Raw genomic sequence first — 21,083 nt, forward strand, 5'->3', positions numbered from 1 at the left:
AGTGCCGCCAATGGCGACGGTCCAGGCTACCGCACTCCTGCCGCTCGTGCAGTCGCGACCTGGCGATCGTCGTCTAGCGGGCGTTCGCGTAATGCGACTGGATCTCCGCGTTCGTGAGCACGCGATCGTAGATCGCGATCTCGTCGAGGTTGCCGCGGTAGTACTGACCGGCGATGTTCGTCTGCAGACGACCGAAGTCGATGCTGGCGGAGGAGTTGAGCGACTGCGTTCCGCCGGTCACGGTTCCGACGCTCCTGCCGTCGATCCAGAGCTCGACGATCCCGGTGGCGTTGCTGCGCGTCATGACGACGTGATGCCAGGCGTTGTTCGCCAGGCCGGCCTGCGAGGCGATGTTGACGTCGCCGACGCCCGGCCGCCCGACGCCCGCGATCACGCGCCCATCGGCCATGAGCGCGATGCCGAAGTCGTTCGCGACGCCCGGCCACTCGGCGTCGACGAGGCCGGCGCCGTTGTACCAGTTCGAGCCGGCGCCCTTGCCGCCGTTGTCGGAGCGGAACCAGAACTCGATCGTGAAGGAGTCCTGGATCGTGCGCTGGGTGCGGATGAAGTCGTTCGAGCCGTCGAAGAAGGCCGAGGAGCCGCCGTCGCCCGCGATCGGCGAGTCGCTGGTCGCCGTCGGTCGCGTGTCCATCGACGTCGTCGACCCGTTCGTGCCGATGGAGTTGCGGAGCACGTTCGCGGAGTCGAACGTGTACTGGCCCACGACCCCCGAGGTGCCCGACACGAGACCTTGGTACGGCGGCTTGACCTTCACGACGTTCGTGCCGGTCGACTCCAGCGTGTTGGCCACGGCGTCCGTCACGACGTAGCGGTACTGCACGCACGTGCCGACTGGCGCCGCGTCGCTCACGGTCTGCGCCCGGTTGTCGCCGAAGGTCGCGATCGCCGCCCACGAACCGTAGGTGCTGCCGCAGGCGTCGCCGGTCAACGGCGCCGTCCTGCGCTCGAGCACGCGAGTGGCGACGCCGGAGCCGTTCAAGTCGGCGACCGCGCCGACCGACACCGACACGGCGCCGGTGGATGCGGTCGCCGAGCTCGTGCGCACCGTGCCCGAGGCGTACGAGATCGCGCCGCCGGTCGGCGCCGTGTTGTCGTTGGCGAAGGTGAGCGTGCTCGCAGCGGTGTTGCCCGCGCGGTCGATGCCCGAGATGCCGAGCGTCGGGGTGCCCGTCGTCCCCGGCCCCCACGCGACGGGGTTCGAGAAGTACCGGCCATCGGTCGCCGTGCTCACCGGACCAGCCGTGTGGGACCAGCCGCTGGTGTCTCCCGTGAGCATGCCCGTGACGCTCTGCGCGGGTCCGGACAGATCGTCCGTGAGCGCGTTCACGATGCGGAGCGATCCGTTGCCGGCGCCACGGAACCAGACGGTGCTGCCGACCAGCACGGCGCGCCCCGACGTCACGTCGATCGACAGCGCGTTCGTCGGCGGGACGGTGTCCGCGATCGCGACGGCGCTCGACGCGCTCGACGGACCCGTCCAGCTCGTGGCGAAGCGCGCGACGATCGCGTAGGTCCAGCGGCCGTCGGGCACGGCGGCCTCGAGGCACGTCGTCGCGGTGCCGACGTTCGCGCATCCGCCCGTCGCGGCGAACGACGTGCCGGTGTCCGCGTTCGTGCGCGTCACGAGGTAGCCGCCGACGGCGGTGCCGTCGGCGAGCGTCGTCGCGGGCCAGGAGACCGTGACGTCGTTCCGCGACGCGACGGTGGCCGTCGGCGTGCCGACCTGCTGCACCGTCGTCGCCTGCGCCGCGCTCGAGCCGCCGCTCGTGCTCGCGCTCCAGAACGCCTCGCTGCTGGGGCTCGGCATGACGAGCGACGCGACGAGCGCGGCCACCGTGGCGCCGACGACGATCGGCACGATCGCGAGCCGGCGCATCACGAGCCGGCCTTGAGGTACACCGTCACGGTCGCGCCCTGGCAGCCCGAGGGCGCCGACGAGGTCATGGCCAGCGCGCCGGAGAGGCTGATGGTCGTCGAGCCGTTGGCGGGCACGTTCCAGCCCGCCGAGCTCTCCGAGAACGTGAACGCGGACGCAGGGCACGTGCCGGACGCCCCGGTGATGCCGAAGCCGCTGCTGCCGCGCGCCGTGTCCAGCACGAGCGAGGTGATGCGCACGTCCGCGGCGTTCGGGTTGGTCGCGGTCGTGGCGACGGCCACCGATGCACCGGGGCGCAGCGACCCCGTCGAGGCGCCCTCCGACAACGCCACCGAGGCCGACGCGGTTCCCGTCGTCGAGGTCCCGGAGCCGGAGCCCTGCGCGCTCCAGACCGCGTTCGCGGTGCCTCCGACGCCGACGATCGCGGTCACGGCGACGGCCGCGACGAGCCAGCCTCGCGTGCGTGCGCCCATCCCGGCGCGCGCCGGGATGCGGCGGTGGCGTCCGCCGATCGTGCGGTGGTGGCCAGCCGCGGCGAGCTCGGTGGCGACGTCGTCGCGCTCGCGGACGCTCATGCGGGGGTACCGACCGCGGCGTACTCGAGCGCGAGCGTCGCGCCGACGCAGCCGGCCTGGTCGACGTCGGTGTCGAGCATCGACAGCAGCGGCAGGTCAGCGGCCACGGCACCCGCACCGGTGAGCGACGACGACGACGCGCCGGCGAGCTCGAAGCCGAACGTCGACTGCTCGATCGCGAAGTCGGCGACCGAGCATCCCAGCTCCGCGGTCGCGTTCGGGGCGACGACGTCGGCGATGCGCACCGAGAGCCCGCTCACGGCGAGCGCCGCGTCGGTCTCGTTGAGGATGACGAGGTCGAGGCGCTCGCCCATCCCGGGCTGCAGCGGCACCGTGAGCGAGCCGGAGATCGACAGCGCGCCCGACGGAGCCGTGACCGACTCCTGGTCGGTGCCGCCGCCGACGACGATCACGCCGTCGCGGCCGGCATCGACGACCGCCCAGGTCGCCACCGTGCCGAGCCAGAGGAGGAGCAGCACGACGAGCGCGATCACGAGGGGGCGGCGGCGGCGAGTGCGCTCACGCTCCCCTGCTGTCGCAGTCGTCATGGTCATCCTCTCCGTCGCTCGTTCGTCTCGTCACCGTCGGGATGGGGCGGCGCGATCGCCGCCCCACGCCCGGTCAGCCGACCGTGTAGCTGAGGTTGACGGTCACGCCCTGGCAGGCGTTCTGGTTCGCGGCGCGGTTGTTGAACTGGATCGACGCGCCGGTCCATGCCTGCTGGCCGCTGGCGGGGATGTCCTGGTTCACGGCAGCGGGCTGGACGAGCGTGTAGTCGGCGGCCGTGCAGCCGGTGACGGCCGTGCCGTTCTTCGTGATGCTCGAGATCGACACCGTGACGGTCGACACGTAGAGCGCGCTCGTCGTGGTGTTCGAGATGGTGCCGGCGAGGGGCTGCGCGGCGCGGCCCGGCGCGAGCCCGCCGACCTCGGAGGTCTGCGCGACGGCGACGACGCCGGCCGTGCCGGTCGTCGCGGTGCCGGTGCCGGTGCCGGTCGTCGACCACCAGGCGTAGGCGACGCCACCGCCGGCGAGCACGAATGCAGCGGTGACGATCGCGATCAGCTTCTTGCGGTGGGTGCGACGGGTGGGCGCGTTCGTGGACATGACGAGACTCCGAGCTCTGAGAGATGAGAAGGAGGATCGCCGTGTGCGGCGCAAGAAGCTGCTCGTCGCGTGCATCGACCCTCGGCGCACGACCATACAGATTCGAGCATCCCTCACCAAATGTTCTTGTGACCGGGGTACAAACTCGTGTTCTGCAACCCGGGTTGCGCGTGAGCATCCCTCATTCTCGACGCTCGAGGCGTCTGAGATGTCCCGTCAGTCGTCGGCGAGCGCGGCCAGCCGATGCCAGTCGCCGAAGCCTCCGTCGAGCGTGAACGCCACGAGATGCGACGGGTAGAGGTCGCGGCTCACCAACCCGCGCAGGGCCGCCTCGCGGTCCACCTCGAGCGCGGCCAGCCACGCGGGATCGAGCGTCGCGCGCCACGCCGCGAGCTCGCCGGAGGTGCGGGGCTCGACGTCGTCGCGCTCGGCCCGCCACGCCTCGTAGGCAGCCTGCTGCGCGTCCCAGGCGGCACCGTGGTCGCGGGCATCGGGCACGAGCCAGCGCAGCAGGGCACCCGGCGACGCGGGACGGTGCGGCGAGGGCCGCGATGGCCGTGCGAGCTCGAGCTCGTCGAGCGCGGCACGCTGCTGCGTGACGAGCGCCACGAGGGCCGCGGCGGCGGGGTGCTCCCCCATCGCCGCGGCCTCGAGCGTCGCGAGCGTCGCGTAGTGGTCGACGAGGTCGGTCATCCGACCCGCCGCGTCGACGGCGCTCATCGGCCGCGCAGCACCGCGCCCTTGAGGGTGTCGAGGCCGACGCCGCCGATGTTCAGCACGCGCATGTGGAAGTCCTTGAGGTCGAACGCGTCGCCCTCCGCGGCCTTCGCCTCGTCGCGGATCTGCTCGAAGATGCGCTGGCCGATCTTGTACGACGGCGCCTGGCCCGGCCACCCGAAGTAGCGGTTGACCTCGAAGCGCACGAACGGCTCGTTCATGTTCACGTTCGACTTGAGGAACTCGAACGCGTAGTCGAAGTCCCACGAGCCGGTGCCGTCGAGGCGCGGCTTGCCCAGGTGCACGCCGATGTCGAGCACGACGCGCGCCGCGCGCATCCGCTGCCCGTCGAGCATGCCGAGGCGGTCGGCCGGGTCGTCGAGGTAGCCGAGCGACTCCATGAGGCGCTCCGCGTAGAGCGCCCAGCCCTCCGCGTGGCCCGACGTGCCCGCGAGGCGGCGCCACGTGTTCAGCTGCGCGCGGTTGTACGTCGCCTGCGCGATCTGCAGGTGATGCCCGGGCACGCCCTCGTGGTACACCGTCGTGAGCTCGCGCCACGTGTCGAACTCCGTGACGCCCTTCGGCACCGACCACCACATGCGGCCCGGACGCGAGAAGTCGTCGGCGGGACCCGTGTAGTAGATGCCGCCCGTCTGCGTCGGCGCGATCATGCACTCGAGCGCCTCGATGGGCTTCGCGATGTCGAAGTGCGTCGTGCCGAGCTCGGCGATCGCCGCATCGCTCGTCTCCTGCATCCACGCCTTGAGGGCATCCGTGCCGTGCAGCTTTCGCGACGCGTCGCCGTCGAGATGCGCGATCGCCTCGGCGACGGATGCGCCGGGCACGATCTCGTTCGCGATGCGCTCCTGCTCGTCGCGCATGCGGGCGAGCTCCTCGATGCCCCACTCGTACGTCTCGTCGAGGTCGACCGTCGCGCCCAGGAAGCGGCGCGACATGAGCGAGTAGAACTCGCGGCCCACCGCATCCTCCTCGCGCGCGGCGGGCAGCAGCTCGTCGCGCAGGAAGTCGCGCAGCACGCCGTAGGACAGCGTCGCCGACTGCGCGCCACCCTGCAGGTCGCTGCGCAGGCCCTGGCTGAGGTCGCCCTCGTCGGCCTTGGCGTCGTTCGCGAGCTCGTGGAAGAAGCCGGCGCCGTCGCCGAAGTCGTCGAGCTGCTCGAGCACCTGCTCGACCTGACGGCGCGCAGGCGTGTTGCCGGCCTCGATGCCGGCGCGCAGGCTGTCGACATAGCCGTCGATCGCGCCGCGCACCGTGCGCATGCGGCCCGAGATGTCGCTCCAGTGCTCCTCGGTCGCCGTCGGCATCATGTCGAAGATGTCGCGGATGCCCTGCGCCTCGGAGGCGAGGTTGTTGAGGTCGCGCTGCCACCAGCCCGACTCGATCGTCTCGACCTCGAGCTCGAGCTCACGGGTGAGGTCGGTCTTCGTGACCCAGTCGACGTCGTCGACGGGCTCCTCGGCGGCGAGGGCTGCGAGCGTGCCGCGCGCGGCCTCCAGGCGGGGCTCGATGCCCGCGCGCGAGAGGTCGCCGTACTGGGTCTTGTCGCCCTCGGCGCCGAGCCAGACGCGCGTGCGCGGCTCGAGCTCGATCTCCTTTTGCACGACCGCCTCGGCGATCGCGTCGATGGGCGTGGGGGTGCGTTCCTGCGGGGTCTCCGTCATGCTCCGACCCTACTCGCGACGGGGCGCCGCACGCCCGGGTCGCGCTCAGTCGAGCAGGGGCAGCACGGCCTCCTCGAAGGCGTCGATGCCCTCGTGGCCGTAGGCGACGTCGGGCATGTACACGACGAGGTAGTCGCACCCAGCGGCCTGCAGCGCTCGGATGCGGTCGGCCACCTGCTCGGGGCTGCCGACGGCCGCGCCCTCGGGCTTGAACGCGGCGCCTGCCTGGTCTGCGGGCAGCGTGCGATCCGTGCGCGCGTGCACCTCGTCGACGACGCGACGCGCCTCCGCCTCCGTCGCCCGCACGACGACGTTGAGGTTCGTCGAGTTCGTGATCGTGCCCGGGTCGCGGCCCACGTCGTCGCAGTGGCGGTGCAGGATGTCGCGCTTCCGGGCGAACTGCTCGGGAGTGCCGCCGAAGTTCGACGCGTCGCCCCAGCGTGCGACGTACCGCAGCGTGCGCTGCTCGCCGCCCCCCGCGATCCACGTGGGGATGTGCGGCGTGCCGTCTGGCCGGCGCTGCAGCGGCTGCGGCTGGCAGATGGCGCCGTCGACCGAGTACCACTCCCCCTCGAGCGTCGCCTCGCCCTCGTGCCACAGGCGCTGCATGATCTGCACGCCGTCGCGCAGGCGGCCGATGCGCTCGCCGGTGCCGGGGAATCCGTAGCCGTAGGCGCGGAACTCGTGCTCGTACCAGCCGGCGCCGATGCCCATCTCGACGCGGCCGCCCGAGATCGCGTCGACCGTCGCGGCGATCTTCGCGAGGTGCGCCGGGTGGCGGTAGCCCATGCACGTGCACATCTGGCCGAGGCGGATGCGGTCGGTCGCCGCGGCGAGGGCCGCCATGAGCGTCCAGGCCTCGTGCGTCGCCTCCTGCGTCGGATGCGGCGTCGTGTGGAAGTGGTCGTACACCCACACCGACTCCCACGAGCCGGCCTCGGCGCGCCTGGCGACGTCGAGCATCGTGCGCCACTGCTCGGCGGGCTCGACGTCGACGAGGTCGAGGCGCCAGCCCTGCGGCACGAACAGTCCGGTACGCAGCGTCGTCATGGCTCGCAGCCTACGCGGCGTCGGGCGTGCGGTCGGTCAGTGACCGGCGGCATCCCAGTTCGGGCCGACGCCGACCGCGACGTCGAGGGGCACGGACAGGTCGGCGGCGCCGCCCATGCCGTCGCGCACGATCTCGGTCATGCGGTCGAGCTCGCCGGGCGCGACCTCGAAGACGAGCTCGTCGTGCACCTGCAGCAGCATGCGCGACTGCAGGCCCTCGTCGATGATCTGCGCGTCGATCGCGAGCATGGCGCGCTTGATGATGTCGGCCGCCGAGCCCTGGATGGGCGAGTTGAGCGCCTGGCGCTCGGCGTTCTCGCGCAGCACGCGGTTCGCCGAGTGCAGGTCGGGGAACGGCCGGCGACGCCCGAAGATCGTCGTCGTGTAGCCGTCGTCCTTCGCCTGCATGACGACGCCGCGCAGGTAGGCGCGCACGCCGCCGAAGCGCTCGAAGTAGTCGAGCATGAGCTGCTTCGCCTCGGACTGCGGGATGCGCAGCTGCTTCGAGAGGCCGAAGGCGCTGAGGCCGTACGCGAGGCCGTACGACATCGCCTTGACCTTCGTGCGCATGAGCGGCGACACGTCGGCGGGGTCGACGCCGAAGACGCGCGAGCCGACGAAGCGGTGGAGGTCCTCGCCCGAGTGGAACGCCTCGATGAGTCCCGCATCCTCCGACAGGTGCGCCATGATGCGCATCTCGATCTGCGAGTAGTCGGCGGTCAGCAGCGTCTCGAAGCCCTCGCCGTGCACGAACGCCGTGCGGATCTCGCGGCTCACGTCGGTGCGGATCGGGATGTTCTGCAGGTTCGGGTCGTTCGACGACAGGCGGCCCGTGTTGGAGCCCGTCTGGTCGTACGTCGTGTGGATGCGGGCATCCGTCTGGATGCCCTTCTGCAGCGTCTCGATGATCTGCATGAGCTTCGTCGCCTCGCGGTGCTGCAGCAGCAGCCCGAGGAACGGATGCGGGCTCGACTCCTGCAGGTCGGCGAGCGCCTGCGCGTCGGTCGAGTAGCCCGTCTTCGTCGCACGCGTCTTGGGCATGCCGAGCTCGTCGAACAGCACGGTCTGCAGCTGCTTGGGGCTGCCGAGGTTCACCTCGTGGCCGATCTCGGCGAACGCATCCTGCGCATGCCCGTCGGCCTTCTCGCGCATCGTCGCGTGGATGCGCTCGAGCACCGACGCATCGATCGTGACGCCCGCGTTCTCCATGCGGGTCAGCACGGGCTGCAGCGGCAGCTCGATGTCGGCCTCGACGCCCTGCGTGCCCTCGTCGAGGTTCGCGGTGAGCGGGTCGGCGATGCGCGCGACGTACCAGGCGATCGTGCCGATGGCGCTCGGCTCGACGTCGGGCACGAGCTGCGTCGGATCGGGCTTCGGCATCGTCTCGCCGAGGATCGTGAAGACCTGGTGGTCGAGCTCGTACGTCTTCGCCAGCGCCGTCGGCGCCGCGAGCCACGCGGCGATGCGCGTGTCGACGACGACGCCGCCGAGGTCGAGGCCCGCCGCCCACAGCCAGCGGCGCTGCAGCTTTGCGTCGTGCAACGCCTTCGGGTGGTCGCCCGCGAGCCACTCGGCGAGCGCGACGTAGTCGCCCGTGCCCGCCTGGTACGGCACGTAGACGCTCGCCTGGTCGGTCGACAGGCCGATGCCCGTGAGCTCGTCGCCCGTGCGCTCGAGGTGCACGGCGACCTGCGCCGTCTGCCGCTCGAGCCAGGTCGCGAGCTCCTCGTCGACCATCGTGTGCACGGCGGGTGCCGCGGGGCCGCTCGCCGCGGGTGCGGACTCGCCGTCGGCGCCGCCGCCCTCCTGCGTGAGCACGCGGTCGAGCAGCGTGCGGAACTGCAGGCGCTGCGAGAACATCTCGCGCACCTTCGCCTCGTCGATCGGCTGCCTCGCGACGTCGGTCGGCCCGATCGGCAGCTCGACGTCGTTCACGAGCCGGTTCAGCCTGCGGTTCCTGACCGCGCGGTCCTGCTGCTCGCGGAGGTTGTTGCCGACGACGCCCTTGATCTCGTCGGCGTGCTCGAGGATGTTCGCGACGGTGCCCCACTGCTGCACCCACTTGACGGCCGTCTTCTCGCCGACCTTGTCGATGCCCTGCAGGTTGTCGCTCGTCTCGCCGACGAGCGCCGCGATCTCGGGGTACTGGTGCGGCTCGATGCCGTAGCGCTCGCGCACGGTCTCGGGCGTGTAGCGCTTGAGCTCGGAGACGCCGCGCGCCGACGGGTACAGCAGCGTCACATCCTCGTTCACGAGCTGGATCGTGTCGCGGTCGCCCGAGACGACCAGCACGTCCATGCCGTCCTCGACGCCCCGCCTCGCCATCGTGGCGAGGATGTCGTCGGCCTCGAAGTCCTCCTTCGAGATCGTGCGGATGCCCATCGCGTGCAGCGCCTCCTCGAGGAGCGGGATCTGCCCCTTGAACTCCGGCGGCGTCTCCGCGCGCGTGCCCTTGTACTCCGCGTACTCGCGGGTGCGGAACGAGAACCGCGAGATGTCGAACGCGACGGCGAGATGCGTCGGCCGCTCGTTCTTGAGGATGAGCAGCAGCATCGAGATGAACCCGTGGATGGCGTTCGTGTGCTGCCCCTCGCTGTTGACGAAGTTGTCGAGCGGCAGGGCGAAGAACGCCCGGAACGCCAGCGAGTGGCCGTCGATGACCATGAGGGTAGGCTTCGTGTCCGGCACGGCAGCAAGCCTAGCCAGCACCAGCGACACTGCCTTCTGGAGGCCCCTTGTCCGACGCGCCGGCACCCGCGACTCCCCCGCATCCGATCCCCTCCGACGTCGCTGCAGATCCGGGCGCGTCGTCGCTGCTCGGCGAGCGAGGCCGCGGCGAGCTCGCGGAGCGCATGGGCATCGAGTTCACGGAGCTCTCGGCGTCGCGCTCGGTCGCGACGATGCCCGCGGAGGGCAACCGGCAGCCGATCGGCCTCATCCACGGCGGGGCCTACTGCGTGCTCGCGGAGTCGCTCGGCTCGATGTCGGCGAACGCCCACGCCATCACGCTCGACCGCTACGCCGTCGGCATCGACATCAACGCGACGCACACCCGCTCGGTGCGCTCGGGCACCGTGACCGGCACGTGCACGGCCGTGCACCTCGGCTCGACGATGACGGTGCACGAGATCGTGATCACCGACGAGGCGGGCGCTCGCATCTCGACGGCGCGCATCACGAACCTGCTGCGCGAGCGCCGCTGACGCGTCCGCGTCGATCGATTGGCCACTTCCTGCGGCGATTGGCCACTTTCTGCGGTGATTGGCCCCTTTCTGTAGGTGCGGCCCAGTCGATTGGTCCACAACTGGACCAATCGATCGTCATCGAGCTCCAGAGCCTGACCGCCGGATCGCGGCGCGAACCAGCTGCACGACCTTCCGCCCGCCGTCGTCCAGATCGCGAGCCGTGACACGCACGATCGTCCAGCCGGCCTGCTGCAGACGACGATGCCGATCGATGTCGAGCGCATACTGACGATCCTCGAGGCGATGCTGCTGGCCGTCGTACTCGACGCCGACGCGGAGCGCACGCCATCCCATGTCGAGCCGCCCGATGAACTCCCCGTCGTCGGTTCGCACGACAACCTGGAGCTCTGGCGCCGGGATGCCGGCTCGAACGAGCAGCAGGCGCAACCGCGTCTCGCGCGGCGACTCCGATCCCACGCGGATCGCGCCGAGTGCGCGACCCACTCTGCTCATCCCCCGCGCCCCTCGGAAGTGCTCCGTGTGCTCGGTCAGCTCTCCGATCGTCAGTCGATTCGAGCGCCCGGTCGCCACGATGGCGTCGCCGACGACCACCAGCTCGTCGTGGTCCAGCTCGCTGGCGACGTGCACGAAGCAATCCTCGAGCGACTCGACGGCGAAGCCGGCGACCTCGACCACGCGAGCCTTGATCCGATGGCCCACGACGCCCGGCCGGCGCATCCTGGCGGTGTAGGACGGCGACGCGACGTGGATGGGTACGAGCCTGATGCGTCTCGGCAGCGGGAGTCCATGGATCATCGCGGCGGTCGAGTGCGAGAAGAACTGGCGCGGGCGCTGCACGGCGAGCAGCGCCGCGAACAAGTCGTGGGCGGTATCGCCGACCGCCGACGGCAGTCGGACGCCCCGCGTCGGGGCAGCGAGCGTGCCGTCGCGCAGCGCATGCTGCGAGAAGCCGAGGTCTACGGCCTCGTGGACGGCGAACGCATCGAGTCGATGCGGGATGCGGGGGTCCGGTTGATGCATCGCGCCAGCATGACCGCCGAGGTCGCGGTCGAGCCGACCGGCTCCGAACGCCTGACGATCCCGAGGTTGTGAGGGACGCGCAGGCCGCCAACTTCCGGGAACGCGTGACGCACCCGTAGGCGCAGACGTCGATTGGTCCAGTTTCGGACCAATCGACGGGCGGACACCGACCTGACTTGGCCAATCACCGCAGGAAGTGGCCAATCACCGCAGGAAGTGGCCAATCACCGCAGGAAGTGGCCAATCACCGCAGGAAGTGGCCAATCACCGCAGGAAGTGGCCAATCGACGCACGAAGCGTCGGCGGTGGACTCGCAGAGGAGCCCGAGGGCGTCAGCCCTTCTTGCCGTCGCCCAGCTGCTCGATGACGGCGCGGGCGACCTCGCCCATCGTCAGGCGGCGGTCCATCGACGCCTTCTGGATCCAGCGGAACGCCTCGGGCTCCGACAGGCCCATGCGCTGGCCGAGCAGGCCCTTCGCACGGTCGACGAGCTTGCGCGTCTCGAAGCGCTCGGCGAGGTCGGCGACCTCGGTCTCGAGCGCCTGGATCTGGTCGTAGCGAGCGAGCGCGATCTCGATCGCGGGCAGCAGGTCGTTCGGCGTGAACGGCTTCACGACGTACGCGAGCGCGCCGGCCTCCGACGCGCGCTCGACGAGCTCCTTCTGCGAGAAGGCGGTGAGCAGCACGACGGGGGCGATCTTGCCCTCCGACAGCTTCTCGGCCGCCGAGATGCCGTCCATCTTCGGCATCTTCACGTCCATGACGACGAGGTCGGGCTTCAGCTCGGTCGCGAGCTCGACGGCCTTCTCGCCATCGCCGGCCTCGCCGACGATCTCGAAGCCGTTGTCCTGCAGCGTCTCGACGATGTCGAGGCGGATGAGCGACTCGTCCTCCGCGACGACGACGCGGCGCCGGGTGCTGCTCGTGGCGGCCTCCGGCTCGGGGAGCTCGGGCTCCAGGAACGTGGCATCGGTCATGGGACTAGCCTATGGGATGCGCGCGCGGCTTCCGCCCGCGCCGGCATGGCGGAATTGGCAGACGCGGCGCACTCAAACTGCGCTTCCTCACGGAGTCAGGGTTCGAGTCCCTGTGCCGGCACCAGACGAGCGCAGACGCGCAACGGGGCCGCACGCGCGAACGCCCCCACCCGATCGGGTGGGGGCGTTCGTCACGAACGGGGTCGACGCGCGTCAGACCGCCGGCGTCGACGCGGCGCGGGCGCGCTCCTGCGCGACCGTCGGCACCTCGATGCGTCGCATGCCGTGGTACGCCTGCGCCGCCTCGTTGTGGGCGTCGCCGACGACGTGCACGCGCAGGTCGTTCGTCGAGCCCGAGATGCCGGGAGGGGATCCCGAGATCACGACGACCTTCTCGCCCATGGCGACGAGGCCGCGGCCGATGAGGATGTCGTCGGCGAGCGCGATCATCTCGTCGGTGTGCGTCACGCGGTCGACGAGGTACGTCTGCATGCCCCAGATGAGCTGCATGCGCGACTCGATCTCGGGGTCGGGCGTGAGCGCGATCGTCGGGATCGACGTGCGCAGGCGCGACATGCGGCGTGCCGAGTCGCCCGACTCGGTGAAGACCACGATGGCCTTCGCCTCGACGAACTCGGCGACCTCGCGGGCGGCGAGCGTGATGGCGCCACCCTGCGTGCGCGGCTTCGTGCCGAGCGGCGGGATGCGCGTGAGGCCGTGCGCCTCGGTCGACTCGATGATGCGCGCCATCGTCTGGATCGTGACGATCGGGTACGCGCCCACGCTCGTCTCGCCCGAGAGCATGACCGCGTCGGCGCCATCGAGGATGGCGTTGGCGCAGTCGGATGCCTCCGCGCGCGTCGGGCGCGGCGCGTCGATCATCGACTCGAGCACCTGCGTCGCGACGATGACGGGCTTCGCCCAGCGCCTCGAGAGCTCGACGGCGCGCTTCTGCACGAGCGGCACCTGCTCGAGCGGCAGCTCGACGCCGAGGTCGCCGCGCGCGACCATGATCGCGTCGAACGCGTCGATGATCTCGGCGAGGTTGTCGACGGCCTGCGGCTTCTCGACCTTCGCGACGACGGGCAGGCGACGGCCCTCCTCGTCCATGATCTCGTGCACGCGCTGGATGTCGGCGGCGTCGCGCACGAACGACAGCGCGATGATGTCGGCGCCCAGCTGCAGCGCCCAGCGCAGGTCCGCCTCGTCCTTCTCGGACAGGGCGGGCACGTTCACGGCGACGCCGGGCAGGTTGATGCCCTTGTTGTCGCTGACCTTGCCGCCCACGACGACCTTCGTGACGACGCGCACGCCGTCGGTCGAGATGACCTCGAGCGCGATGCGGCCGTCGTCGATCAGCAGCGGGTCGCCCGGCTTGACGTCGGCGGGCAGGCCCTTGAACGTCGTCGAGACGACGTCCTTGTCGCCGGGCACGTCCTCGATGGTGATGGTGAAGATGTCGCCGTCGGCCAGGATCTGCGGGCCGGCCGCGATCTTGCCGAGGCGGATCTTCGGACCCTGCAGGTCGACGAGGATGCCCACGGGCATCCCCAGCTCGTCGGATGCCCTGCGGATGTCCTCGTACACGGCCTCGTGCACCGGGTAGGCGCCGTGGCTCAGGTTCAGGCGGGCGACGTTGACGCCGGCCGCGATCGCGGCCTTCGTCTGCTCGTATCCCGACAGCGCCGGCCCGAAGGTGGCGACGATCTTCGCTCGTCTCATTGCTCTCTCTCGCACGTGACTCGACTGCGGCACGGATGCCGTGACGAGTCTTCCACTGTCTACGCGCGGATGGGGAGGTCGGTCGCGCGCACCGGTGCCGGCAGGGTCGTCGACCCCTCCAGGAACCGGTCCACGGCCGCTGCCACCGCGCGTCCCTCTGCGATCGCCCACACGATGAGCGATGCACCTCGACCGGCGTCGCCAGCCACGAAGACGCCTTCCGTCGAGGTCGCGTAGTCCGCGTCGCGCGTGACGGCGCCGCGGGTGAACTGGGTGCCGAGCTGACCGCCGAGGGTCTCCTGCTCCGCACCGGTGAATCCGAGGGCGAGCAGCACGAGGTCCGCGGGGATCTCGCGCTCGGTGCCCGCCTTGGGGCGTCGCACGCCGTCGACGATCTCGGTCTCGGCGACCTTGAGGGCGCGCACCTCGCCGACCTCGTTCGACACGAACTCGACGGTCGAGGCGAGGAACGTGCGCTCGCCGCCCTCCTCGTGGCTCGACTGCACCTCGAAGATCGCGGGATGCGTCGGCCACGGCTGGTGGTCGGGTCGCTCGGCGGGCGGCTGCACGCCGATCGCGAGGTTCGTGACCGACAGCGCGCCCTGGCGGTGCGCCGTGCCGATGCAGTCGGCGCCGGTGTCGCCGCCGCCGAGCACGACGACGTGCTTGCCCTCTGCCGTGATCTGGCTCGAGACGGCCGTGCCTGCGACGGCGCGGTTCTGCTGCGTCAGGTACTCCATGGCGTAGTGCACGCCCGCGAGGTCGCGGCCGGGGATCGCGAGGTCGCGCGGCACCATGGCGCCGGTCGCGACGACGATGGCGTCGAACCGCTCGCGCAGCGCATCCCACGTGATGTCGGTGCCGATGTCCACACCGGCCCGGAAGCGGGTGCCCTCTGCCGTCATCTGCGCGAGACGCTGGTCGATCGTGCGCTTCTCGAGCTTGAAGTCGGGGATGCCGTAGCGCAGCAGGCCGCCGATGCGGTCGTCGCGCTCGTACACGGCCACGGTGTGGCCGGCGCGAGTGAGCTGCTGCGCCGCCGCGAGGCCCGCGGGGCCCGAGCCGACGACCGCGACGGTCTTGCCCGTGAGGCGAGCGGGCGGGTGCGGCTCGATCCAGCCGTGCTGGAACGCGTCGGCGGCGATCGACTGCTCGACCTGCTTGATCGTCACGGCGGGCTGGTTGATGCCGAGCACGCACGACGACTCGCACGGCGCGGGGCACAGCTTGCCCGTGAGCTCGGGGAAGTTGTTCGTCGCGTGCAGGCGGTCGCTCGCCGCACGGCCCTCGCCGCGCCACGTGAGGTCGTTGAACTCGGGGATGAGGTTGCCGAGCGGGCAGCCCTGGTGGCAGAACGGCACGCCGCAGTCCATGCAGCGACCGGCCTGGCGGCGCAGCACGGCCTTGTCGCCGAGCTCGCCGATCTCCTTCCAGTCCATGATGCGCACCGAGACGGGGCGCTTGGGAGCGAGCTCTCGCTCCGTCGTCTTCAGGAATCCGCGGGGATCAGCCACCGGTCACCTCCAGGATGCGCGTCCAGATCTGGTCGGAGTCGGGATCGATGCCCGCATCCTCGGCCTGCTTGCGGATGTCCCGCACGGCAGCCCAGTCGCGGGGCACGATCTTCGTGAAGCCCGCGAGCCCGCCGCGGCCGTCGAGGAGGCGTGCGGCGACGGTCGACTCGGTGAGCTCGACGTGGCGCTCGAGGATCGCGCGGAGCTCGATCTCGTCCTCCTCGCTCAGGCGCTCGAGCAGCAGCTCGCCCGCATGCAGCGACTCGCGGTTGATGCGCGCGGCGTCGAGGTCGAGCACGTACGCGACGCCGCCGGACATGCCGGCGCCGAGGTTGCGGCCCGTCTGCCCGAGGATCACGGCGATGCCGCCCGTCATGTACTCGAGCGCGTGGTCGCCGGTGCCCTCGCACACGGCGGTCGCGCCGGAGTTGCGCACGAGGAAGCGCTCGCCGACGATGCCGCGGATGTGCAGCGAGCCGGAGGTCGCGCCGTAGCCGATGACGTTGCCCGCGATGACGTTGCGCTCGGCGACGTACGGCGCTGCCGGGTCGGGGCGCACGGTGATGAGCCCACCGGAGAGGCCCTTGCCGACGTAGTCGTTCGAGTCGCCGATCAGGCGCAGCGTGATGCCGCGCGGGATGAAGGCGCCGAACGACTGGCCGGCGGAGCCGCGCAGCGTGATGTCGATCGAGTCCGGCGGCATGCCGGCCTCGCCGTGGCGCTTCGTGACCTCGTTGCCGAGCATCGTGCCGACGGCGCGGTCGGTGTTCGCGACCGGGATGTCGAGACGCACGGTCTCGCCGGCGTGGTGCGCGCGCAGCACGTCGTCGAGCAGGCGCATGTCGAGCTGGTCGTCGAGCTCGTGGTCCTGCACGGTCGTGTTGCGTCGCTCGCCTGCACCCTCGGGCACGTCGAGCACCTTCTGCAGGTCGAGGCCGTCTGCCTTCCAGTGGTGGATGGCGTCGTCGACGTCGAGCAGCTCGGAGCGGCCGATGGCCTCGTCGATCGAGCGCAGGCCGAGCGACGCCAGCAGCTCGCGCACCTCCTCGGCGACGTACTCGAAGAACGTGACGACGAACTCGGGCTTGCCCGTGTAGCGCTCGCGCAGCGTGGGGTTCTGCGTCGCGACGCCCACGGGGCACGTGTCGAGGTGGCAGACGCGCATCATGATGCAGCCGGACACGACGAGCGGCGCCGTGGCGAAGCCGTACTCCTCGGCACCGAGCAGCGCGCCGATGAGCACGTCGCGGCCGGTCTTCAGCTGGCCGTCGACCTGCACGACGACGCGCTCGCGCAGGCCGTTGACCATGAGCGTGTGCTGCGCCTCGGCGAGGCCGATCTCCCACGGCGTGCCCGCGTGCTTCAGCGAGTTCAGCGGGCTCGCGCCCGTGCCGCCGTCGTGACCGGACACGAGCACGACGTCGGCCTTCGCCTTCGCGACGCCCGCCGCGACCGCGCCGATGCCCGACTGCGACACGAGCTTCACGTGGATGCGCGCCTCGCGGTTGGCCCGCTTGAGGTCGAAGATGAGCTGCTTGAGGTCCTCGATCGAGTAGATGTCGTGGTGCGGCGGCGGCGAGATGAGGCCGACGCCCGTCGTCGCGTGCCGCGTGCGCGCGACCCACGGGTACACCTTCGCGGGCGGCAGCTGGCCGCCCTCGCCGGGCTTCGCGCCCTGCGCCATCTTGATCTGGATGTCGTCGGCGTGCGTCAGGTACATCGACGTGACGCCGAAGCGACCCGAGGCGACCTGCTTGATCGACGAGCGGCGCTCGGGGTCGAGCAGTCGGTCGACGTCCTCGCCGCCCTCGCCCGTGTTCGACTTCGCGCCGAGGCGGTTCATCGCGATCGCGAGCGTCTCGTGCGCCTCCTTCGAGATGGAGCCGTACGACATGGCACCCGTCGAGAAGCGCTTCACGATCTCGCTGACCGGCTCGACCTCGTCGATCGGGATGGGCGTGACGCCCTCGGTCTTGAGGCGGAAGAGGCCGCGCAGCGTCTTCAGCTCGCGCGACTGCTCGTCGACGGCCGTCGAGTACTCGCGGAACACGTCGTACTGACGGGTGCGCGTCGAGTGCTGCAGACGGAAGACCGTCTCGGGGTTGAAGAGGTGCGGCGTCGAGTCGCGACGCCACTGGTACTCGCCGCCCGTCGGCAGGCCCTCGTGCGCGAACGGCGCCTTCTCTGCCGGGTACGCGATCGCGTGGCGCTGCGCGGACTCGCTCGCGAGCACCTCGACGCCGACGCCGCCGAGACGCGTGGGCGTGCCCTCGAAGTAGCGCTCGACGAGCGCCTCCGACAGACCGACCGCCTCGAACGCCTGCGCGCCCGCGTACGACCCGACCGTCGAGATGCCCATCTTCGACATGATCTTCGTCACGCCCTTGCCGAGCGCCTTGATGACGTTGTGCACGGCATCCTCGGGGCTGATGCCCGGGATGCGGCCCGTGATCGCCAGCTGCTCGGCGGTCTCCATCGCGAGGTACGGGTTGATCGCCGAGGCGCCGTAGCCGATGAGGAGCGCGACGTGGTGCACCTCGCGCACGTCGCCGGTCTCGGCGACGAGGCCCACGCGCATGCGCGTCTCGGCGTCGATGAGGTGGTGGTGCACGGCCGACACGGCGAGGAGGCTCGGGATCGGCGCGAGCTGCTCGTTCGAGTCGCGGTCCGACAGCACGACGTACTGCGCGCCCTCGGCGATCGCCTCGTCGACCTCGGCGCACATGGCGTCGAGGCGCGCGACCATCGCGTCCGCTCCCCCGTCGACCGGGTAGAGCGCCGAGATCGTCACGGTGCGGCGCGAGCCGGGCGTGCGGTCGATGTGGCGGATCTTCGCGAGCTCGTCGTTGTCGATGACGGGGAAGTCGAGGATGACCTGGCTCGCGTGCGCGGCGGAGGCGGTGAGCAGGTTGCGCACGGGGCCGAGGCCCAGCCGCATCGACGTGACGACCGACTCGCGGATGGAGTCGAGCGGCGGGTTCGTGACCTGCGCGAACGCCTGCGCGAAGTAGTCGAACAGCAGGCGCGGACGCTCGGAGAGCACCGCGATGGGCGTGTCCGATCCCATGGCGCCGAGGGGCTCGGCACCCGTCGCCGCCATGGGCGTCAGCAGGATGCGCACCTCCTCCTCGGTGTAGCCGAAGGTGCGCTGACGGCGCGTGACCGACGCGGGCGTGTGGATGACGTGCTCGCGGTCGGGCAGCTCGCTCAGGTGGATGCGGCTCGACTCGAGCCACTCGCCCCACGGCTGCGACCGTGCGAGCTCCATCTTCGTCTGGAAGTTGTCGAGCAGGCGGCCGTGCTCGGTGTCCACGAGGAACAGGCGGCCGGGCTGCAGGCGGCCGCGCTGCACGACCCGGGCGGGGTCGATCGGCAGCACGCCGGTCTCGGAGGCGACGACGACGAGGCCGTCGTCGGTCACGAGCCAGCGCCCCGGGCGCAGGCCGTTGCGGTCGAGCGTCGCACCGACGAGCGTGCCGTCGGTGAACGAGATGGCGGCGGGGCCGTCCCACGCCTCCATGAGCAGCGAGTGGTACTCGTAGAACGCGCGCAGCTCGTCGGGGAGGTCGGTGGCGTTCTCCCACGCCTCCGGCACCATCATCATCATGGCGTGCGGCAGGCTGCGGCCCGAGAGGGTCAGCAGCTCGAGCACCTCGTCGAACGAGCCGGAGTCGGAGATGCCGGGCGTGACGATGGGGTAGAGCGGCTTGAGGTCGCCGAGCAGCTCGCTGCGCAGCTGCGACTGGCGTGCGCGCATCCAGTTGCGGTTGCCCTCGACCGTGTTGATCTCGCCGTTGTGGGCGATCATGCGCAGCGGCTGGGCGAGCGGCCACGACGGGAACGTGTTCGTCGAGTACCGCGAGTGCACGATCGCGAGCTTCGTGGCGAAGCGCTCGTCGGACAGGTCGGGGTAGAACGGCTCGAGCTGCAGCGTCGTGACCATGCCCTTGTAGGTGATGGTCCGGGCAGAGAGCGACGGGAGGTAGTCGCCGACCTCGCGCTCGATGCGCTTGCGCAGGCGGAAGGTCAGGCGGTCGAGGTCGATGCCCGATGCCTGCGTGCCCGCCGAGGCGACGAAGAGCTGCTCGATGGCCGGCATCGCGGCGCGCGCGAGCTCGCCGAGCGTCTCGGGGCGCACGGGCACCTCGCGCCAGCCGAGCACCGTGAGGCGCTCCTCGCCGGCGAGGCGCTCGATGTCGCGCTTCGCCGTGGCGCGCTCGGCGTCGTCGACGGGCAGGAACGCGAGTCCCGCCGCGTAGGCGCCGGCCTGCGGCAGGGCGAAGCCCGCGACGGCGCGCAGGAACTCGTCGGGCATCTGCGTGAGGATGCCCGCACCGTCGCCGGTGCCGGCGTCGGAGCCGACGGCACCGCGGTGCTCGAGGTTGCGCAGCGCGTCGAGGGCGTGCACGACGATGTCATGGCCGGCGCTGCGGCGCAGCGTCGCGACCATGGCGAGGCCGCACGAGTCGCGATCCAGTCGCGGGTCGTACATCCCCGACTCGGGGTGGCCACCGAGGTGGCGGAGCATGGATGCCATGTCGGACCTCCGAAGAAGAGAGGGCGGCACGGAACGTCGTCGGCCCGTGTGGCGAATCAGGTGGTGGTCGTCGCGGTTCCCGCGCCCACCGCCGGCTCGGCCGTTGTGTCGGCCTCGTCGAGCTCGGAGTACGTCTCGGAGTCTACCGCGTCGTCCTCGGGCTCCCGACCAGGCTGCCACGGCGTGGGCTCGAGACCCGGGTGCCTGCGGCTCTGCACGAGCCAGATGATGACGCCGAGCACGACGGCACCGATGGCGGCCCACACGTTGACGCGGATGCCGAAGAAGACCTCGGAGGGGTTGATGCGGATCGACTCCCACACGATGCGGCCCACGCCGTACCAGATGAGGTAGAGGCCGGCCGCCTTGCCCCACTGGATGTCGCGCCGACGGTCGAGCCACAGGATCACGGCGGCGCCGACGAGGTTCCAGATGATCTCGTACAGGAACGTCGGGTGGAAGAGCGTGCCCTCGGGCAGGCCGACGGGGAACGCGGGGTTCGTCGCCTCGATCTGCAGGCCCCACGGCAGGCCGGTGGGCTGGCCGAAGAGCTCGTGGTTCACGTAGTTGCCGAGGCGGCCAGCGGCCTGCGCGATGAGCATGCCGGGCGCGAGGGCGTCGACGAACGTCGTGAAGCGCAGTCCCGTGTACTTGCAGCCGAGCCAGATGCCCAGGGCACCCGCGATGAGGGCGCCGAAGATCGCGACGCCGCCGTTCCAGACGGCGATGACGTTGTAGAGGTCGAAGTTCTCGCCCAGGTACTCGTCGGGATACGTGAGCACGTGGAAGACGCGAGCGCCGATGATGCCGAGGATGACGGCGAACACGGCGACGTCGATCACGAGGCCGCCGTCGACGCCGCGCTGACGCAGGCGGCGGGCGGTGAGCCAGGCGGCGAGGAGGATGCCGAGCAGGATGCACAGCGCGTACGTGCGGATGTCGAAGTTCGCGAGGTTGAACGTCGCGCCCCACGGCAGCGTCACGTCGTTCCCGAGGAACGGCATGAGGTTCGTCAGCCACTCGCCGACGGGGACGCCCTGCCACTCGGGCGACGGGCTGGGGATGCTCTGGAGCACGGA

At 70.9% G+C, this 21,083-nt stretch carries 15 protein-coding genes and 1 tRNA gene; 2 read left to right on the plus strand and 14 right to left on the minus strand.

Features of this window, described 5'->3' with window-relative positions:
• Window positions 1-73 precede the first annotated feature (73 nt).
• From BLQ67_RS00140 to polA, 8 genes are all read right to left on the minus strand, one after another.
• Window positions 74-1,897, minus strand: coding sequence for a LamG domain-containing protein (locus BLQ67_RS00140; RefSeq protein ID WP_092501441.1), 1,824 nt, complete (start codon window positions 1,895-1,897; stop codon window positions 74-76).
• On the minus strand, window positions 1,897-2,472 hold the full coding sequence (locus tag BLQ67_RS00145; RefSeq protein ID WP_231945102.1) for a hypothetical protein: 576 nt from the start codon (window positions 2,470-2,472) through the stop codon (window positions 1,897-1,899). The genes BLQ67_RS00140 and BLQ67_RS00145 overlap by 1 nt, the downstream gene beginning before the upstream one ends.
• Window positions 2,469-3,020 (minus strand): hypothetical protein, encoded by a 552-nt coding sequence (locus tag BLQ67_RS00150; RefSeq protein WP_157674597.1) that lies wholly within the window; start codon window positions 3,018-3,020, stop codon window positions 2,469-2,471. The genes BLQ67_RS00145 and BLQ67_RS00150 overlap by 4 nt, the downstream gene beginning before the upstream one ends.
• A 73-nt stretch (window positions 3,021-3,093) precedes the next feature.
• The gene (locus BLQ67_RS00155; protein ID WP_092501443.1) at window positions 3,094-3,579 is read right to left on the minus strand and encodes a hypothetical protein; all 486 of its coding nucleotides are present in this window, start codon (window positions 3,577-3,579) and stop codon (window positions 3,094-3,096) included.
• A gap of 216 nt (window positions 3,580-3,795) precedes the next feature.
• Window positions 3,796-4,272 carry a hypothetical protein gene (locus BLQ67_RS00160; protein ID WP_157674598.1) on the minus strand — a complete coding sequence of 159 codons (477 nt, stop codon included), beginning with the start codon at window positions 4,270-4,272 and terminating at the stop codon, window positions 3,796-3,798.
• Between the two features lie 23 nt (window positions 4,273-4,295).
• Entirely contained in the window at window positions 4,296-5,978 is a 1,683-nt protein-coding gene (locus BLQ67_RS00165) for a DUF885 domain-containing protein (RefSeq protein ID WP_092501445.1), read from the minus strand.
• Between the two features lie 45 nt (window positions 5,979-6,023).
• Complete coding sequence (locus BLQ67_RS00170) at window positions 6,024-7,028, minus strand: TIGR03560 family F420-dependent LLM class oxidoreductase (protein ID WP_331711981.1); 1,005 nt, start codon at window positions 7,026-7,028, stop codon at window positions 6,024-6,026.
• 36 nt (window positions 7,029-7,064) lie between these two features.
• On the minus strand, window positions 7,065-9,692 hold the full coding sequence (gene polA / locus BLQ67_RS00175; protein ID WP_197674644.1) for a DNA polymerase I: 2,628 nt from the start codon (window positions 9,690-9,692) through the stop codon (window positions 7,065-7,067).
• Window positions 9,693-9,802: 110 nt separating this feature from the next.
• Here polA and BLQ67_RS00180 point away from each other — a divergent pair, with 110 nt between their 5' ends.
• Window positions 9,803-10,231, plus strand: coding sequence for a PaaI family thioesterase (locus tag BLQ67_RS00180; protein WP_407922498.1), 429 nt, complete (start codon window positions 9,803-9,805; stop codon window positions 10,229-10,231).
• Between the two features lie 117 nt (window positions 10,232-10,348).
• Here BLQ67_RS00180 and BLQ67_RS00185 read toward each other — a convergent pair whose 3' ends face one another.
• Both BLQ67_RS00185 and BLQ67_RS00190 read right to left on the minus strand, forming a co-directional pair.
• Window positions 10,349-11,254 carry a hypothetical protein gene (locus BLQ67_RS00185; protein ID WP_092501447.1) on the minus strand — a complete coding sequence of 302 codons (906 nt, stop codon included), beginning with the start codon at window positions 11,252-11,254 and terminating at the stop codon, window positions 10,349-10,351.
• Window positions 11,255-11,586: 332 nt separating this feature from the next.
• A complete protein-coding gene (locus BLQ67_RS00190) occupies window positions 11,587-12,231 on the minus strand; it encodes an ANTAR domain-containing response regulator (protein ID WP_092501448.1) in 645 nt (214 codons plus the stop codon).
• Between the two features lie 39 nt (window positions 12,232-12,270).
• Here BLQ67_RS00190 and BLQ67_RS00195 point away from each other — a divergent pair.
• A tRNA-Leu gene (locus BLQ67_RS00195) sits at window positions 12,271-12,355 on the plus strand.
• 89 nt (window positions 12,356-12,444) lie between these two features.
• On the opposite strand, the gene pyk is transcribed toward BLQ67_RS00195, so the two are convergent.
• The 4 genes from pyk to lgt are packed head-to-tail and all read right to left on the minus strand — an operon-like array spanning window position 12,445 to window position 21,080.
• A complete protein-coding gene (gene pyk, locus BLQ67_RS00200; protein WP_092501449.1) occupies window positions 12,445-13,953 on the minus strand; it encodes a pyruvate kinase in 1,509 nt (502 codons plus the stop codon).
• A gap of 59 nt (window positions 13,954-14,012) precedes the next feature.
• On the minus strand, window positions 14,013-15,467 hold the full coding sequence (locus BLQ67_RS00205) for a glutamate synthase subunit beta (RefSeq protein WP_092501450.1): 1,455 nt from the start codon (window positions 15,465-15,467) through the stop codon (window positions 14,013-14,015).
• On the minus strand, window positions 15,460-20,004 hold the full coding sequence (gene gltB, locus BLQ67_RS00210; protein ID WP_231945103.1) for a glutamate synthase large subunit: 4,545 nt from the start codon (window positions 20,002-20,004) through the stop codon (window positions 15,460-15,462). Before gltB ends, BLQ67_RS00205 begins: the two co-directional genes overlap by 8 nt.
• Before the next feature lie 56 nt (window positions 20,005-20,060).
• Entirely contained in the window at window positions 20,061-21,080 is a 1,020-nt protein-coding gene (gene lgt / locus BLQ67_RS00215) for a prolipoprotein diacylglyceryl transferase (RefSeq protein WP_231945104.1), read from the minus strand.
• Window positions 21,081-21,083: the final 3 nt, after the last annotated feature.

Origin of the sequence: Agrococcus jejuensis (assembly GCF_900099705.1) — a bacterium.
Classification (GTDB): domain Bacteria; phylum Actinomycetota; class Actinomycetes; order Actinomycetales; family Microbacteriaceae; genus Agrococcus; species Agrococcus jejuensis.